Annotated in this window: 15 protein-coding genes and 1 pseudogene; 4 read left to right on the top strand and 12 right to left on the bottom strand. The window is 75.1% G+C overall.

The window, feature by feature from the left end; translation table 11 throughout:
* Positions 1-165 precede the first annotated feature (165 nt).
* Together AVL62_RS18250 and AVL62_RS13220 are read right to left on the bottom strand one after the other, a co-directional pair.
* Positions 166-1,074, bottom strand: a pseudogene (locus AVL62_RS18250) (DUF7059 domain-containing protein); the annotation flags it as partial.
* On the bottom strand, positions 957-3,272 hold the full coding sequence (locus tag AVL62_RS13220) for a sodium-translocating pyrophosphatase (RefSeq protein ID WP_058892123.1): 2,316 nt from the start codon (positions 3,270-3,272) through the stop codon (positions 957-959). The gene AVL62_RS13220 and the pseudogene AVL62_RS18250, both read right to left, overlap by 118 nt.
* 165 nt (positions 3,273-3,437) lie before the next feature.
* Here AVL62_RS13220 and AVL62_RS13225 point away from each other — a divergent pair, with 165 nt between their 5' ends.
* Entirely contained in the window at positions 3,438-5,756 is a 2,319-nt protein-coding gene (locus AVL62_RS13225; RefSeq protein ID WP_058892124.1) for a DEAD/DEAH box helicase, read from the top strand.
* A 159-nt stretch (positions 5,757-5,915) separates the two neighbouring features.
* Positions 5,916-6,359, top strand: a complete 444-nt coding sequence (locus tag AVL62_RS13230; RefSeq protein WP_058892125.1) for a hypothetical protein — start codon at positions 5,916-5,918, stop codon at positions 6,357-6,359.
* Positions 6,360-6,763: 404 nt separating this feature from the next.
* Here AVL62_RS13230 and AVL62_RS16700 read toward each other — a convergent pair whose 3' ends face one another.
* From AVL62_RS16700 to AVL62_RS13265, 7 genes are all read right to left on the bottom strand, one after another.
* Positions 6,764-7,171, bottom strand: coding sequence for an Rv3654c family TadE-like protein (locus AVL62_RS16700; protein ID WP_161937889.1), 408 nt, complete (start codon positions 7,169-7,171; stop codon positions 6,764-6,766).
* A complete protein-coding gene (locus AVL62_RS13240) occupies positions 7,168-7,533 on the bottom strand; it encodes a TadE family type IV pilus minor pilin (protein WP_235585705.1) in 366 nt (121 codons plus the stop codon). The genes AVL62_RS16700 and AVL62_RS13240 overlap by 4 nt, the downstream gene beginning before the upstream one ends.
* Positions 7,530-7,736: a DUF4244 domain-containing protein gene (locus AVL62_RS13245; RefSeq protein WP_058892127.1), complete on the bottom strand. Its 207-nt coding sequence runs from the start codon at positions 7,734-7,736 to the stop codon at positions 7,530-7,532. Before AVL62_RS13245 ends, AVL62_RS13240 begins: the two co-directional genes overlap by 4 nt.
* A 78-nt stretch (positions 7,737-7,814) precedes the next feature.
* Positions 7,815-8,372, bottom strand: a complete 558-nt coding sequence (locus AVL62_RS13250) for a type II secretion system F family protein (RefSeq protein WP_153011797.1) — start codon at positions 8,370-8,372, stop codon at positions 7,815-7,817.
* 49 nt (positions 8,373-8,421) lie between these two features.
* The gene (locus AVL62_RS13255) at positions 8,422-9,225 is read right to left on the bottom strand and encodes a type II secretion system F family protein (RefSeq protein ID WP_058892129.1); all 804 of its coding nucleotides are present in this window, start codon (positions 9,223-9,225) and stop codon (positions 8,422-8,424) included.
* Positions 9,222-10,262, bottom strand: a complete 1,041-nt coding sequence (locus AVL62_RS13260) for a TadA family conjugal transfer-associated ATPase (protein WP_058892130.1) — start codon at positions 10,260-10,262, stop codon at positions 9,222-9,224. Before AVL62_RS13260 ends, AVL62_RS13255 begins: the two co-directional genes overlap by 4 nt.
* Before the next feature lie 489 nt (positions 10,263-10,751).
* Positions 10,752-11,615, bottom strand: a complete 864-nt coding sequence (locus AVL62_RS13265; protein WP_058892131.1) for a hypothetical protein — start codon at positions 11,613-11,615, stop codon at positions 10,752-10,754.
* A 345-nt stretch (positions 11,616-11,960) separates the two neighbouring features.
* Here AVL62_RS13265 and AVL62_RS13270 point away from each other — a divergent pair, with 345 nt between their 5' ends.
* On the top strand, positions 11,961-12,425 hold the full coding sequence (locus AVL62_RS13270) for a phage holin family protein (RefSeq protein WP_058892132.1): 465 nt from the start codon (positions 11,961-11,963) through the stop codon (positions 12,423-12,425).
* 137 nt (positions 12,426-12,562) lie between these two features.
* Here the strand turns inward: AVL62_RS13270 and AVL62_RS18075 are convergent, their stop codons facing one another.
* Together AVL62_RS18075 and nth are read right to left on the bottom strand one after the other, a co-directional pair.
* Positions 12,563-13,237 carry an NUDIX hydrolase gene (locus tag AVL62_RS18075; RefSeq protein WP_058892133.1) on the bottom strand — a complete coding sequence of 225 codons (675 nt, stop codon included), beginning with the start codon at positions 13,235-13,237 and terminating at the stop codon, positions 12,563-12,565.
* Complete coding sequence (nth, locus tag AVL62_RS13280; protein WP_083518952.1) at positions 13,234-13,890, bottom strand: endonuclease III; 657 nt, start codon at positions 13,888-13,890, stop codon at positions 13,234-13,236. Before nth ends, AVL62_RS18075 begins: the two co-directional genes overlap by 4 nt.
* Before the next feature lie 158 nt (positions 13,891-14,048).
* Here nth and AVL62_RS13285 point away from each other — a divergent pair, with 158 nt between their 5' ends.
* On the top strand, positions 14,049-14,726 hold the full coding sequence (locus AVL62_RS13285) for a Crp/Fnr family transcriptional regulator (RefSeq protein ID WP_058892135.1): 678 nt from the start codon (positions 14,049-14,051) through the stop codon (positions 14,724-14,726).
* 45 nt (positions 14,727-14,771) lie between these two features.
* On the opposite strand, the gene AVL62_RS13290 is transcribed toward AVL62_RS13285, so the two are convergent.
* A complete protein-coding gene (locus AVL62_RS13290) occupies positions 14,772-15,497 on the bottom strand; it encodes an MBL fold metallo-hydrolase (protein ID WP_083518973.1) in 726 nt (241 codons plus the stop codon).
* Positions 15,498-15,562 lie beyond the last annotated feature (65 nt).

Here is a 15,562-nt window from a genome sequence, read left to right on the forward strand (position 1 = left end):
CTCGGCGTAGTCCGCGACGTCCTGCTCCTCCCGCTGCACGACCCAGGCGTCCAGGCCGGAGCCCGCGAACCAGGCCCCCACGTGCTCGGTCCAGTCCTCCCCCGCGCGCAGCTCCCAGTTGGCGAGCAGCTGGGCGGTCCCGCCCGGCCTCAGGTGCTCGCGCAGCCCCCGCACGAGGCCGGCGACGAGGGTGTCGCCGGCCCGACCCCCGTCGCGGTACTCGTAGAGCGGCACGCCGGTACGGCGCGGGGTGATGACGAAGGGCGGGTTGCTGACGACGAGGTCGAACTGCTCCCCGGCCACCGGCTCCAGCAGGCTGCCCGCCCGCAGCTGCGCGTCCACCCCGTTGAGCGCCAGCGTGAACCGGGCGAAGGCCAGGGCGCGCTGCGAGACATCGGTCGCGGCGAGGTATGCCGCGTGCCCGGCCAGGTGCAGGACCTGGACCCCGCTGCCCGTGCCGATGTCCAGGGCGCGCTCCACCCGGGGCCGGGGTGCCCAGCTGGCGAGCGTCGTGGAGGCCCCACCGATCCCGAGGACGTGGTCGGTCGGCAACGGACCACCGGTCGCCATCTCCGAGCGGTCGGAGACGACCCACCACGACTCCTGCTCGGTGGCGTAGGGCCGCAGGTCGCAGGCCGCCACGAGCCTCCCCTCGGCGTCGTCGACGACCAGGCCGAGCCGCAGCAGACCGGTGGCGCCGAGCCGGGGCAGGGCCGCGTCGAGGAGCTCACGTCGGACCGCGCTGCCCAGCGCGAAGAGCCGGCACAGCACGGCGACGGGGTCGGAGGACCCCTGCGTGGCGCGGAGCGCCGGGAGCGGCTGCTCGCGGTGCAGCGCCGCCACCGCGACCGGCCCGAGCACCTGCGCCAGGGCGTCGACGGTGTAGCCCACCTCCCCCAGGTCGGCCCGCAGGTCGGCCAGGAGGCTCGGGTCCTCGACGGAGGGCGGGGGCAGGCTCAGCGCTCGACCGCCGTGGCCGGCACGTCGTCGCTCTCGCCGATGGCGATGTCGCGCCGCTTGGACACGACGACGGCGGTGACGATGACGGCGAAGGCCGCCGCGGCGATCCCCCACCGGACGACGTCGTTGGCGCCGTCGCCGTAGGTGAGGCCGATGATGGCCGGGGCGATGAGCAGCGCCACCAGGTTCATGACCTTGAGCAGCGGGTTGATCGCCGGGCCGGCGGTGTCCTTGAACGGGTCGCCGACGGTGTCGCCGATGACCGTCGCCTCGTGGGCCGGGGTGCCCTTGCCGCCGAAGTTGCCGTCCTCGACGATCTTCTTGGCGTTGTCCCACGCGCCGCCGGCGTTGGCGAGGAAGACCGCCATGAGCACGCCGGTGCCGATGGCTCCGGCGAGGTAGCCCGCGAGCGCGCCGACGCCGAGACCGAAGCCGACGGCGATCGGGGCGAAGATCGCGAGCAGGCCGGGGGTGGCCAGCTCGCGCAGCGAGTCGCGGGTGCAGATGTCGACGACCCGGGCGTACTCCGGCTTCTCCGAGTAGTCCATGATCCCGGGCTTCTCGCGGAACTGCCGGCGCACCTCGAAGACGATCGCGCCCGCCGCGCGGGTCACCGCGTTGATCGCCAGACCGGAGAAGAGGAAGACGACGGCGCCGCCGATGAGCACGCCGACCAGGGCCCGCGGGTCGAAGACGAGGAAGGACTGCAGCACGTCGCCGCTGGCGTCCCCGGCCGTCTCCAGCGCCTGCAGGATCGCGTCGAGGTAGGACCCGAAGAGCGCGGTGGCGGCGAGGACGGCCGTCGCAATGGCGATGCCCTTGGTGATGGCCTTGGTGGTGTTGCCCACGGCGTCCAGCTCGGTGAGGATCTGGGCGGCCTCGCCGTCCACGTCCCCGGACATCTCGGCGATGCCCTGGGCGTTGTCGCTCACCGGGCCGAAGGTGTCCATCGCGACGATGACGCCGACCGTGGTGAGCAGCCCGCAGCCCGCGAGGGCGACGTAGAACAGCGACAGGATGAGCGACCCGCCGCCGAGGGTGAAGATGGCGAAGATCGCCGCGGCGATGGTCACCGCGGTGTAGACCGCGGACTCCAGGCCGACGCCGATCCCGGAGAGGATGACCGTGGCCGGCCCGGTCAGCGAGGTGCGCGCCACGTCGTTGGTGGGCTTGGTCTCGGTGCCGGTGAAGTAGCCGGTGAGCCAGAGGATGAAGGCGGCGAGCACGATGCCGATGACCACCGAGGCGGCGGCACCCATGGCGGCGTTGACCTGCTCGCCGCCGCCGTCGCCGGCCCCCAGGTCGAAGCCCCCGGTGACCGAGAGCTCGGTGGGCAGGAAGACGAAGGCCGCGACGACCGAGGCGACCGCGGCGATGCCCGCGGAGATGTAGAAGCTGCGGTTGATCGCCGCCAGTCCGCTCTCCCCCGCGCGGGCCTTGGTGATGAAGACCCCCACGATCGCGGTGAGCACGCCGATGGCCGGGATGACGAGCGGGAAGACCAGGCCGCCGTCCGAGCCGAGCGCCGCGGTGCCGAGGATGAGCGCCGCGACGAGGGTCACGGCATACGACTCGAAGAGGTCGGCCGCCATGCCGGCGCAGTCACCCACGTTGTCGCCGACGTTGTCCGCGATCGTCGCGGCGTTGCGGGGGTCGTCCTCGGGGATGCCGGCCTCGACCTTGCCGACGAGGTCGGCCCCGACGTCGGCGGCCTTGGTGAAGATGCCGCCGCCCACGCGCATGAACATCGCGAGCAGCGCGGCCCCGAAGCCGAAGCCCTCGAGCACCTTGGCGGCATCCCCCTGGTAGACGAGCACGACGACCGCCGCGCCGAGCAGCCCCAGCCCGACCGTGGCCATGCCGACGGTGCCGCCGGTGCGGAAGGCGATGCGCATGCCGTCGTCCCGTCCGGTGGTGCGCGCGGCCTCCGCGACCCGCATGTTGGCGGCGGTGGCGAGGTTCATCCCCAGCCAGCCGATGGCGGCCGAGAAGCCGGCACCGAAGAGGAAGGCCACCGAGCGCCCGACCCGGACCATCATGTCGTCCGCGGGGAGCGCCAGGAGCAGCACGAAGGCGACCGCCGCGAAGACCGCGAGCGTCCGGAACTGCCGACCGAGGTAGGCCGAGGCACCCTCCTGGACCGCTCCGCCGATCTCCTGCATCGACTCCGTCCCGGGTGAGGCGGCCAGGACCTCCCGGCGGAACATGAAGCCCATGACGAGGGCGACGAGGGCGATGCACAGCACCACGATGACGATCGAGGTGTCGGCACCCGAGAGCGAGACCTCGCTCGCGGCAGCGACTGGGGACATGTGTGCCTCCTCAGAGGGCCCGCACCGTTGCGGGCGACGACGCGGTGAGACCGCAGGACATCCATCGGACGTGGCCACTGTAGTGATCCCGGGTGCGCGTGCCTAACACCTCGTGCCGTGCGGTGCGCACACGGTGTCGGTGCACGGGCGTAGCGTGGTGGCGAGATGGACGACCCGACCTCGCCGACCTTCGACCCGCAGACCGCCCTCGACCGCCTCGCCTCCGGCGCGCGCTCCGGGCGGCTGCGGCACGTGCGGACGGTGCCCGCGCGCCAGGGCCGGAGCGCGCCCTGGCCGACGTGGTGCGCAGCGCCGGTCAAGGCGGCGCTCCTGGGCCAGGGGATCCAGGCGCCGTGGGAGCACCAGGCGCAGGTGGCCGAGCTGGCCCGCTCGGGGCAGCACGTCATCGTGTCGACCGGGACGGCCTCGGGCAAGTCGCTGGGCTACCTCGTCCCGGTGCTCACCGCGCTGAGCGAGGGTACCGGCGCCGTGACCGGTCGCGGGGCCACCGCGCTCTACCTCGCCCCCACCAAGGCCCTCGGCGCCGACCAGGAGACGAGGGTGCAGGGCCTGGCCGTGCCGGGGGTCCGGGTGGCCCGCCTCGACGGGGACACGCCGACCGAGGAGCGCCGGTGGGTCCGCGAGCACGCGCACTACGTCCTCACCAACCCCGACCTGCTGCACCACACCCTGCTGCCCGGCCACGAGCGGTGGGCCCCCTTCCTCCGCTCGCTGCGCTACGTCGTCGTCGACGAGTGCCACATCTACCGCGGGGTGTTCGGGGCCCACGTCTCGGCCGTGCTGCGGCGCCTCCTGCGCGTCGCGGCGAGGTATGGCGCGACCCCGACCGTGGTCCTGGCCTCGGCGACCGTGGCGGAGCCGGAGCCGCTGGGCCGGGCCCTGCTCGGCCAGGACGTCGTGGCGGTGACCGCCGACGCGTCGCCCCGGCGGGAGACCGTCGTGGCCCTGTGGCAGCCGGACGAGCGGGAGGACGGGCGGCGTCGCAGCACCGTCGGCGAGGCCGCCGACCTGCTCACCGACCTCGTGGGCGCCGGCGTGCAGACCGTCGCCTTCGCCCGCTCGCGACCGGGGGTCGAGCAGGTCGCCAGCCGCGCCCGGGACGCCTCCGCCGGGCTCCCCGGGACCGCGGGGGCCGTCGCGGCCTACCGGGGCGGCTACCTGCCCGAGGAGCGGCGAGCCCTGGAGTCGGCGCTGCGCGAGCGACGGCTCATGGGCCTGGCCGCGACCAGCGCCCTGGAGCTCGGCATCGACATCGCCGGGCTGGACGCCGTGGTCATGGCCGGCTGGCCGGGCACCCGCGCCTCCTTCTGGCAGCAGGTGGGGCGCGCCGGGCGCAGCGGTGCCCCCTCCCTCGCCCTGCTGGTGGCGGCTGACGACCCCCTCGACGCCTACCTCCTGGACCACCCCGAGCTGATCTTCGAGGCACCGGTCGAGTCCTGCGTCCTGGACCCGGAGAACCCCTACGTGCTCGGACCGCACCTCGCCGCGGCCGCCGCCGAGCTCCCGCTCACCGAGCAGGACGAGCGGTGGTTCGGGACGGGGCTGCGGGCGCTGGCCGAGCAGCTCGTCGTGGGCGGCGTGCTGCGGGCCCGGCCGACGGGGTGGTACTGGGCACGCCCGGACCGCGCCAGCGACCACGTGGCCCTGCGCGGTGCCGGTCAGACCGTGCAGATCGTCGACAGCCGCAGCGGCCGCGTCCTCGGCACGGTCGACGAGGCCCGCGCCCTGACGACGGTGCACGAGGGCGCGGTCTACGTCCACCAGGGCGAGCCGTACGTCGTCACCTCCCTCGACCTCGACGCCTCCGTGGCGCTGGTCGTGCACGGCGACCCCGGCTGGACGACCCGGGCGCGCAGCGAGAGCAGCTTCCGCATCCGCGCCCGGCACACCGAGGCGCGGTGGGGCGCGGCGACGCTCGCCTCCGGACGGGTGGAGGTGACCACGCAGGTCACCGCCTTCCAGCGGGTGCTCCCCGACGGCAGCGTCATCGGCACCCACCCGCTCGACCTGCCTGCCCGCACCCTCGTCACCCAGGCCGTGTGGTGGACCCTGCCTGCGGAGGAGCTCGCCCTCGCCGGGCTGTCCGAGCAGGACGTGCCCGGCGCGCTGCACGCCGCGGAGCACGCCTCGATCGGCATGCTGCCCCTGCTGGCCACCTGCGACCGCTGGGACATCGGTGGGGTGTCCACGGCGCTGCACCCGGACACCGGCCTGCCGACCGTCATGGTCTACGACGGCTACCCGGGAGGGGCCGGGTTCAGCCACCGGGCCTTCCGGGAGGCCGCCCAGTGGCTGGCCGCGACCCGCGACCTCGTCGAGAGCTGCCGGTGCGCCGAGGGCTGCCCGGCCTGCGTCCAGTCGCCCAAGTGCGGCAACGGCAACGAGCCGTTGGACAAGGCCGGCGCGGTCGCCGTGCTGGACCACCTGCTCAGCGAGCGGGACGCCGTCCTCCCCACCGGCTGAGGCCCCGGTCGCGGACCGGCCCCAGCCGCGGCCCGGCGTGCACGGCGCCACCTGGCTGATCTGCCCAGGTCGCCCCACCGGCTGCGCTAGTCTCAGCCCCGACGGGTCGGCCCGTCGTCAGGCTCCTGCTGGGGCCAGCCCTCCTCGAAAGGATCCGCGATGGTCGTCTTCGGAGTCGTCCTGCTGCTCCTCGCCCTGGCCGTCATCATCTACATGTGGTTGGCCACCCGGGGCATGGACCCGGTCCAGATCTCCTACGGCGTCCTCAACGTGGACCTCACCCCGATCTGGCTGTTCGCCATCGGGGGCATCGCCCTGGCCGCCGCCACGAGCGGCCTCTGGCTGCTGGCGGTCGGCACCCGCGCCAAGGCCCGTCGGGCCCGCGAGGTCCGCGAGCTGCGCCGCCAGGCCAAGGACTCCGACCGGCGCACCGAGCGAGAGCGGGACGCCGCCCGCCTCGGCAGCACCGAGGGCCGGACCACGGGCACCGACGGCCCGGCGACCAAGGACGACCGGTCCACCCCCATCCTCCCCCGTCAGACCCCGGGCAGCAGCAGCGGCCAGGGCACTTCCGGGCGTCCCACCACCGGTCCCAGCGCCTGACCAGGCGCCCGACCCGCATCTCCACCCGCGCCGGGGCACCACCCGGCCTGCACGGCCCACGACCGCCCCACCACCGTGCGCACCCACGGCCCCTACAGGGCCACCACCGCACACAACCACCCCCCAGGTCCAGCACGACCCACGACCGCCCCACCACCGTGCGCACCCATGGCCCCTGCAGGGCCACCACCGCACACAGCCCCCCACGTCCAGCACGACCCACGACCGCCCCACCACCGTGCGCACCCATGGCCCCTGCAGGGCCACCACCGCACACAGCCCCCCAGGTCCAGCACGACCCACGACCGTCCCACCACCGTGCGCACCCACGGCCCCTACAGGGCCACCACCGCACACGGAGGGCCCGGGCCGAGCGGCCGCGGCCGGGCTCGGCGGGTGCGTGGTCACCCGGACGGAGCGACCGAGGCACCGGCACGGGCCGTCACCGCGACGGCCCACCGGGTCCCCCCGACGGCCCGCTCCACGTCAAGGGTGACCTCCGGCAGGGGCGAGGGACCCTGGCGGGTGACCGTGCATCTCCGCAGCTCCACGCCGTGCTGATCGGTCACCCGCGCCGCCCGTGCACAGGCGGCACTGTCGTCGACCCCCTGCACGAGCTGACCAGCAGCCGCCAGCGACGCCAGGTCGGCGGCCGTCCGCGCCTGCTGGCCGGCGACGAGGACGGCGACCAGCCCCAGGGCCAGCACCAGGACGGTGACCAGGCCCCCGACGACGCCGATGGCCAGCACCACCGCGGAACCGCGCTCCAGCTCTGGCGCTGCCTCTGCCGGCAGCCGGACCTTCCGCCTCACGGGAGCACCCCGGGCTCCCAGACCGCGTGGGCGCTCGCCGTCGCCCCCGGCAGCCCCGGGAGCAGCCGGGAGCGGGGTCGGGCCTCGACGATCACGCGCACCCCCACCGCGTCCTCCACGACCTCGACGGTGGAGCCCCCCGGGGCCCGCTGCAGCGCGGCCTGCTGGACCGTGCCGGGCTGCTCGCCGCGGGACGCGGCGCGCGCTGCCACGCGCGCCGCGTCCTCGCACCGGACCTGATCCACCCCGAGGCTCAGGGCGGTCAGGCAGATCGCGAGCACCAGGAGGATCGAGGGGATCGTGAGCGCCAGCTCGGCGCTGACCATCCCCCGGTCACCGACGTGGCGCCCGCGACCGGTCACAACGACACCGAGAGCGCGGTCGTGATCACCGAGGTGACGACCCCCTGAACGGCCCCCGACTGCAGGATCGCCAGGAGCACGGCCGCGAAGGCGCAGGCGGCGATGGTGCCCACGGCATACTCCGCCGTCGTCATGCCGGCGTCCCGACGCTCGCGCAGCTGCCGGATGGCTGCTGCGGGAGTGATGGTGTTCTTCTTCTTCATGGTTCCCCTCCTTGTGGGTGGGTGCGCCTCAGGGCGAGACGCACGTCGGACGACCGTCTGGCCGTCAGTTCAGCGGCCTCACCAGGACAGGTCCCGGACGAGGGCGAGGACGAGCGGGACGACGGTGCTGAGCACGAAGCCGGGCAGGAAGGCCAGCCCCAGGGGGACGACCAGCCGCACCCCCAGCCGAGCGGTCGCCACCTCCACCCCCGCGACGGCGTGCCGCCGCAGGTCGGTGGCGGCCTGGCGCAGCGCCGGTCCCGGCGACACCCCCGCGAGCGCAGCGATCTCCATGCTCAGCCGGGCGGCCCGCCACCGCGGCCCGGCGGTCGCCCAGCTCGGGCCCGGGTCCAGACCCAGCAGGAGGTCCCGGCCCACGCCGTCCAGCTCCTCCCGCAAGGGCGGCGGCAGGACCAGGGCCACGTGACGGGCCGCCGACCCCAAGGAGCTGCCCCCCTGCAGTGCGAGAGCCAGCAGGTCCAGCGCCTCGGGAACCCCGGCCACCGTCACCCCGGGGCGGGTGGTCCGTCGGTGAGGACGAGGTGTCCACCCCGGTGTCGCGGCCGACCACCACAGCAGCGGGACCACCCCGGCGGCCGCGGTCAGCGCGGCCAGCACCACGTGGACCCCGCTCATGGGGACCACCCCGACCACCGGGACCACCGGGACCCCGCGACGGGCGCCCTCACCGTGCGCTCCGCAGCACGTCGGCGACCAGGCGGCGCACCAGCACCTGGCCGAGCAGCAGCAGGGTGGCCCCCGCAGCCAGGCTTGCCCACGCCGTGGGGGTCGCGTACAGCACGGTGGGAGGCACCCCGAGCACCGCGGCCAGGGCGACGCCGGCCAGCGGCAGGCAGGTCAGCACGGTGGCGGTGGCCCGGGCACCGGCGCTGGCGGCGTCCACGGCGTTCTCCAGCCGGCGCCGCTCCCGTGCCGTGTGGGCGCTGACCCGCAGGGCCTCGGCGAGCGGTGCGCCCGCCCGGGAGGCGACCTGCCAGGACCGTGCCACCGCGCCGAGGGTGGGGGTCCCGGCCCGGCGGGCCAGTCGGTCCCAAGCAGGGGCCAGCGGCTCCCCCTCCCGTGCGGCACGGGCGACGACGGCCCAGTCGGGCCCACCCGACCGCGCGGCAGGCCGGGCGCGCTCCAGGGCGAGACCGACGGCTCGGTTCACCGGGAGCCCACCCTCGAGCGCGGCCGCAATGGTGTCCACCACCTCGAGCTCCGCGGCGTCGGCCTCGACACCGGTGTGCCGGCGCCCCGGCGAGCGCAGTCGCCGACGGCGCAGCAGGTCGTGGAGCCGCCGGAGCATGAGCGGGGTGCGGTGCGTGCGAGCGGGCTGGGCGGACCCGGGGCGCTCGGCGGACCCGGGGCGCCCGGCGTGCCCGGGGCGCCCGGCGTGCCCGGGGACACCGCCCACCAGCACGGCCGTCGCCGCCAGCACGGCGAGCACCACCAGCTGCACCCCGGGCGGCCACGGCGGGAGGGTCACGGGAGCACCTGCGGTGGCAGACCGAGACGGCGCGCCAGTTGCGGTCGCGCGGGCCCGGGACGCCACGCGCCGGGTCCCCCGCCGAGCGCGGTGACACACTCCACCCCCTCGCCCCTCGCCCCCAGGACGGCCACCTCGCGGAGCCGACGGTGTCCCGCGGCGTCCCTGTCGAGGTGCAGGACGACCTCGATGGCACTGAGGAGCTGGGCCCGGACCGCGTCGCCCGACATGTCCGCGAGCGCACCGAGGGCGGTGAAGCGGGCCACGACGTCGCGCGCCGTGTTGGCGTGCACGGTGCCGCAACCCCCCTCGTGCCCGGTGTTGAGCGCGGTCAGCAGTTCCCGCACCTCGGCTCCGCGGACCTCGCCCACCACGACCCGATCGGGCCGCATCCGCAGCGACTGGCGGACCAGGGTCGTCATCGTCACCTCGCCACGCCCCTCGATGTTGGCCGGCCGGCCCTGCAGGTGGACCACGTGGGGATGGGCGATCCGCAGCTCCCGGACGTCCTCGACGACGACGATCCGCTGGCTCGGCGCGCAGCGGGACAGCAGGGCGCCCAGCAGCGTGGTCTTGCCCGTCCCGGTGCCGCCGCTGACCAGGAACGACACCTGGGAGGCCACCACCGCGTCCAGGACCCGGGCCGCCTTCTCGTCCAGGGCACCCCACGCGGCCAGGTCCTCCAGGGTCGGCACCTCGGTGCGCGGCACCCGGAGGCTCACGTGCGCCCCACCATCCACCAGGGGCGGCAGCAGCGCGTGCAGACGCAGCCCACCGGGGAGCAGCCCGTCCACCCACGGGCTGGACTCGTCCAGCCGTTGCCCGGCGAGGGCGGCCAACCGGACGGCGAGCCGCCGCACGCTGCGCTCGTCCGCGAGGCGGGCAGCGGTGCGCTCGGGGCCCTGGCCCCGGTCGACCCACACGCCTGCCTCACCGTTGACCAGCACATCCGTGACCAGCGGGTCCTGGAGGAGGGGCCCGAGCGGCCCCAGGGCGGCCATGAGGTCCGGTTCCGGCGGACGCGTCGTCGTGGTCATGCCCCGACCGTGGCCCGGGCAGCCGTGCCACCGCCAGGTGCGGCCGCCGATCTGTGGACGGGACACGTCGGCCGCGGAGGATGTGGAGGGCGCGAGGAGGTCGACGCCGACCGTGCGGGCGACAGGGTCGTGGAACCACTCGTGAAGGCGGCCCGGGGCCGACCCCGCAGGCGCCGGACGAGGGCGACCGGGCGAGGAGGAAACCCCCGGGAAAGGGGACGGCCCCGGCGGGGGGAGCCGGGGCCGTCGGTGTTCAGGATCAGGGGGGGATGATCCTGAACACCCGCGCTGCAACTCTTTCGAGGAGCGCTGTTCATCAAGTATGCACGACCGACGAGGCCCGATGCAAGCTGCTGGAGGCATGTCGGAGCGTCGCCGGACAGCAGCCCGGACGACCGCGTCCGCACCGGCCTACGACCGCTGCGCCGCTCCGCCCCTCGTCCGGCGCGACGGCACCCCGGCACCGCCCGGACGACCTGCCGAGGACGCTCAGCCCAGACGCCCGGCGCGGACGGCGTCGGCGACCCGGCCACCCTCGGCAGCTCCGCGCACGACCGCCTCCGTGCAGTGCTCCAACCACAGCCTCACACCGTCCGGGTCACCAGAGGTGTACGCGGCCAGGGCACCGCGGTAGTCCGTGCCGACACGATCGGCGTGACCGTGCTCGGGCACCGCCACCCCCGTCGGGTCCACCCCCGAAACCCGGAGCACGCTGCGCTCCAGCGCCCGCGCGACCAGACCGTTGCCGACGACGAAGGGACGGGCCACGACGATCTCCGCGTGCGCGACGGCGACCACGAGCAGGGCGGGCAGGCGGCCCCCGGGGACCTCCCGGAGGAGACCGTGCACCGCCTGCAGCCGGGCGGTCGCCTCAGCGGCTTCTGGCGCCGGACCGAGCACCGCCACCCCCTCCGCAGCCTCGGCCGTCCCCCGCGGTCGCCCCACCTCCTGCGGGGGGACCAGACCCGCGGCCGCGGCCGTGTGCAGACCGGCCAGCAGCTGGGCGGGCGCCGCCAGCTCCGCCAGGGTGACCCGCTCGGTGCGGGCGGTGACGCGAGCGGCGGCCCGGACGGTCCGCCATACCGGGTCGTCGTGGTCGCCGTCGGAGACCGCCCCACGCATGAGGTCCCGGACGGCGGCCAGGCTGCCGTCGGAGCCGGCCGGCTCGGCCCCCTCGAGCAGGGCGGAGGCCGTCGCGCCACGGACCCGCGACTCCGCCGCCGCCTCGGGGGTGCGTCGGCGTAGTCCTCCGTGCCAGCGCAGGGTCGTGCAGGCGTCCCGGGCGCGGTCCATGCCCTCCCCGACGCCGGGCAGCGCAGCCAGTGCCCGGAGGGCGTCGTGCGCGGAGCTCATCGGGCCACTGTAGGTCGGCAGCAGCCGCCCCCTCACCCCCTGGGGGGAGCCGCCCGACCTGCGGAAAAGCCTACTGGGAAGTCTTTAACAAATCTTTGCCAAATGTGGTTCAGAGCACTGACGGGCCACTGGCACACTGGACGTATCGACCCAGGAGCCCCCTCCGCGGAGGGTGCGGCTCTGCCGGCTGTCACGGGACCGGTTCGTCGACACGGTGCCCGCTCGGCACTGAACAGGGGGTGCCGGGCGGGCATCGTGCTGTCCGGACGCCGCCGAGCCACCCCCGGTGAGCCAGCCGGTCCGCCGATCCTGCGCCCGCGTAGCTGCCGGGATACGATCGGCCGCATGTCAACTCCCGCCAAAGCCGACACCACCGCGCCGGCCGCACCCGCCGACAAGCGTTCCCTCGGCCAGCTCGTGTCCGACGTGTCCCTGGATGTCTCGCAGATCATGCGGGGCGAGATCGAGCTGGCCAAGGCCGAGATCAAGCAGGACGTCACGCACGCCGGCAAGGGCGCAGGCATGTTCGTCGGGGCCGCGCTTTTCGGTCTCTACGGCCTCGGCCTGCTCTTCCTGGGCCTCGCCGGCGTCCTCGCCATCTGGCTGAGCTGGTGGGCCGGGCTCCTCATCGTGGCCGGCGTCCTCTTCGTCGTGGCCGGCGTCCTCGCCCTGGTCGGCAAGGGGCAGGTCACCAAGGTCAACGGGAAGCCGGAGCGGGCCATCCGCGAGGGCAAGGAGACGGTGGACACCGTCAAGGCTGCGGCGAAGGGTGAGCAGCGCGCGCCGGCACTGGAGAACGCGCGCCGCTGACGCCGAGCCGGGAGCGAGCGCCGCGGACGCTCACGCGGCGACCGCCTGGCGCCGGCACGCCCGCCGCCGGCGCGCTCGCCGCAGTCCGGTCCCACCAGCGGCGGTCCGGCCTGCCCACCCCGACGACGACCGCCCCCTCAGAGCTCGAGCTCGCGGGTCGGGGCGCCACCCCACTCCGGGGCGATCCCCGCGAGCTCGAGGATGCGGTCCAGCAGTCCGGCCGTGAAGCCCCAGACCAGCAGCCCGTCGACCTCCCAGCCCGGCCCGACGAAGCCGCTGGGGTGGTGGACCCGGAAGCGCCGACCAGGGTCGGTGAGGTCCCGGACCTCCGGCTGCAGCACCCTCGCCACCTCCCGCACCTCCTTGGCCCACAGCGAGGCCGGGTCCGGTCGACGCCACCACGCCAGCACCGGGGTGACGTCGTAGCCCGAGACCGGGATGTGCAGGGTCGGCAGCTCCCCCAGCACCTCCACGCCGGAGGCCTCCAGCCCGACCTCTTCGGCGGCCTCCCGGAGCGCTGTCGCGGCGGCGTCCGCATCGCCGTCCTCGGTCCCGCCGCCCGGGAAGGCGGGCTGGCCCGCGTGCGAGCGCATGGTGTGCGCCCGCTCGGTGATGACCACGGTCGTCGCGTCGGGGTCGCCCGGGTCCTCGACGCCGGGCGCGAAGAGGACCAGCACGGCCGAGCGCCGACGACCGCCGTCCGGCGGGGGCAGGAACCGGCTGAAGCGCTCCCCCGGCAGCTCCGGCAGCGCCCCGACCAGCGTGGTCAGCCACTCGGGTGGGGGCCAGCCCTCGGCAGGCACCGCGCTCACGCGCGGGGACCCGTGCGCACCAGGCGGGCGGCCGCCGCCGGGTCGGTCTCTCCCTCGCCGTAGGACGGGCAGAGGCGGGCCACCGGGCAGGCGCCGCAGGCGGGCTTGCGCGCGTGGCAGATGCGGCGACCGTGGAAGATGAGGACGTGCGAGAGCTGGGTCCAGTCCCGCCGGGGGAAGAGCGCGCCGACCGCGTGCTCGACCGCCACCGGGTCCGTCTCGTCGGTCCACCCGAAGCGGCGCGCCACCCGACCGAGGTGGGTGTCGACCGTGATGCCGGGCACGTCGAAGGCGTTGCCCAGGACGACGTTGGCGGTCTTGCGACCCACGCCGGGCAGCGTGACCAGGTCGGAGAGCCGGCCGGGCACCTGGCCCCCGAACCGCTCGACGAGGGCGGCCCCCAGCTTGAGCAGGGACTCGGTCTTGGCCCGGAAGAACCCGGTGGGCTGGATGATGGTCTCGACCTCGGTGCGGTCGGCCGCCGCGAGGGCCCGTGCGTCGGGGTAGCGCGCGAAGAGCGTCGGCGTCACCCCGTTGACCCGGACATCGGTGGTCTGCGCGGAGAGCACGGTGGCCACCAGGAGCTGGTAGGCGTCGGCGAAGTCGAGCTCGCAACGGGCGTCCGGGTAGTGCTCGTGCAGCACACGCGACATCCGGCGCGCTCGACGGGTCAGCGCCAGGGGAGTCTCCCCGGTCGGGGTCTGCGGGTCCGCTCCGGACGGATGGCTCTCGACGCTCACCCCCACACCCTAGAGGGGTGGGCCGACACACCCCGGCCCCATTCCGCCGCTGGTCATGGCACCATGAGGCGGTGGACCGGCACGTCGTCATGAAAGCACCGTTGTTCGCCGCGCTCGACGGCGCGACGGCCGACCAGCTCATGGACTCGATGAGCCCGCACCGGCTGGCACGGGGGGACGTGGTCTTCCAGGAGGGGGACCCGGGGGACTCGTTGCACGTCATCACCAAGGGCAAGGTGAAGCTCGCCCGCGCCTCGGCCGACGGGCGCGAGAGCCTGCTCGCGGTGCTCGGCCCGGGCGAGATGTTCGGCGAGCTGAGCCTCTTCGACCCCGGCCCGCGGCTGACGACCGCCTACGTGGTCTCGGACACCGAGTTCATCTCCCTCGGCAACGACGCCCTGCGCGCCTTCCTGGGCCACCACCCGGAGGTCGCGATGCAGATGCTGGCCGGCCTCGCGCACCGCTTGCGCAAGACCAACGAGGGCCTGTCCGACCTGGTCTTCACCGACGTCCCGGGCCGCGTCGCCAAGGCGCTGCTCGACCTGTCCGACCGCTTCGGCCGGCGCTCGGAGGCCGGGATCGTCGTCTCGCACGACCTCACCCAGGAGGAGCTGGCCCAGCTCGTCGGCGCCAGCCGGGAGACGGTCAACAAGGCGCTCGCGGACTTCGCGCAACGGGGCTGGGTCACCCTGGGGGCCAAGGCCGTCACGCTGATGGACCTCGACCGGCTCCGGCGCCGCGCGCGCTGAACGTCGAGCCCCCGCCCGGCACCACCGCGGCCCCTGCCTGCGGGCTCAGCCGTCGAGCGCGCCCAGGTAGTGCAGCTGCGCCAGCACCGACAGGCGCGCCGCCGGCCAGACGGCACGGGGGGTGTCGGCATACACCAGCTCCACGACCCGGTCCGCCAGGTCGCCCCCACCCGGCTGCAGCCGCGCGACGGCGTCCCTGACCTGCGCCAGACGCTCGTGCCGGTGCCGCCAGTAGTGCTCCACGACGCCCGCGGCGTCCGGCACGACCGGCCCGTGCCCCGGCGCGATGCTGCTCGCCGCCCCGCTGCCGGTCAGCGTGCGCAGGCGCTCCAGCGACTCCAGGTATGACGTGAGGTCCCCGTCGGGGTAGGCGACCACCGTGGTGCCCCGGCCCAGCACGGTGTCGCCGGTGAGCAGCACCTGCTCGGACGGCAGCAGGAAGGACAGCGAGTCCGCGGTGTGGCCGGGGGTGGGCACGACGAGCACCTCGAGCCCGTCCACGTCCAGGTGCTCTCCCTCCCGCAGGTCGTCGTGCCCCCGTCCGCACCTCCGCACCGGCGCCCCGGTGAGCCGCGCCCACCGGTCGGCGGACTCGGCGTGGTCGGCGTGCCCGTGCGTCAGGAGGGTCAGGGCGACCCGGGCGTCCCGCCCGGCGACGTGGTCGAGCACCGTCGCGAGGTGGGCCTCGTCCAGCGGCCCGGGGTCGACCACGACCGCCTGGCTGCTGCCGGGCTCCAGGAGCACCCAGGTGTTGGTGCCCTCCAAGGTCATCGGGGAGGGGTTCGGGCACAGCACCGCGTGGGCACGCTCGCCCCAGGACCCCCCTTGCCAGGCCG

Source organism: Serinicoccus chungangensis (assembly GCF_001483745.1).
GTDB classification, from domain to species: domain Bacteria; phylum Actinomycetota; class Actinomycetes; order Actinomycetales; family Dermatophilaceae; genus Ornithinicoccus; species Ornithinicoccus chungangensis_A.

What these genes read in the sequence shown, in the direction of transcription:
- AVL62_RS13220 (WP_058892123.1), bottom strand. Translation starts at nt 3,272, where the DNA reads ATGTCCCCAGTCGCTGCCGCGAGCGAGGTCTCGCTCTCGGGTGCCGAC.
- AVL62_RS13225 (WP_058892124.1), top strand. Translation starts at nt 3,438, where the DNA reads ATGGACGACCCGACCTCGCCGACCTTCGACCCGCAGACCGCCCTCGAC.
- AVL62_RS13230 (WP_058892125.1), top strand. Translation starts at nt 5,916, where the DNA reads ATGGTCGTCTTCGGAGTCGTCCTGCTGCTCCTCGCCCTGGCCGTCATC.
- AVL62_RS13245 (WP_058892127.1), bottom strand. Translation starts at nt 7,736, where the DNA reads ATGAAGAAGAAGAACACCATCACTCCCGCAGCAGCCATCCGGCAGCTG.
- AVL62_RS13250 (WP_153011797.1), bottom strand. Translation starts at nt 8,372, where the DNA reads ATGAGCGGGGTCCACGTGGTGCTGGCCGCGCTGACCGCGGCCGCCGGG.
- AVL62_RS13260 (WP_058892130.1), bottom strand. Translation starts at nt 10,262, where the DNA reads ATGACCACGACGACGCGTCCGCCGGAACCGGACCTCATGGCCGCCCTG.
- AVL62_RS13265 (WP_058892131.1), bottom strand. Translation starts at nt 11,615, where the DNA reads ATGAGCTCCGCGCACGACGCCCTCCGGGCACTGGCTGCGCTGCCCGGC.
- AVL62_RS13270 (WP_058892132.1), top strand. Translation starts at nt 11,961, where the DNA reads ATGTCAACTCCCGCCAAAGCCGACACCACCGCGCCGGCCGCACCCGCC.
- nth (WP_083518952.1), bottom strand. Translation starts at nt 13,890, where the DNA reads ATGTCGCGTGTGCTGCACGAGCACTACCCGGACGCCCGTTGCGAGCTC.
- AVL62_RS13290 (WP_083518973.1), bottom strand. Translation starts at nt 15,497, where the DNA reads ATGACCTTGGAGGGCACCAACACCTGGGTGCTCCTGGAGCCCGGCAGC.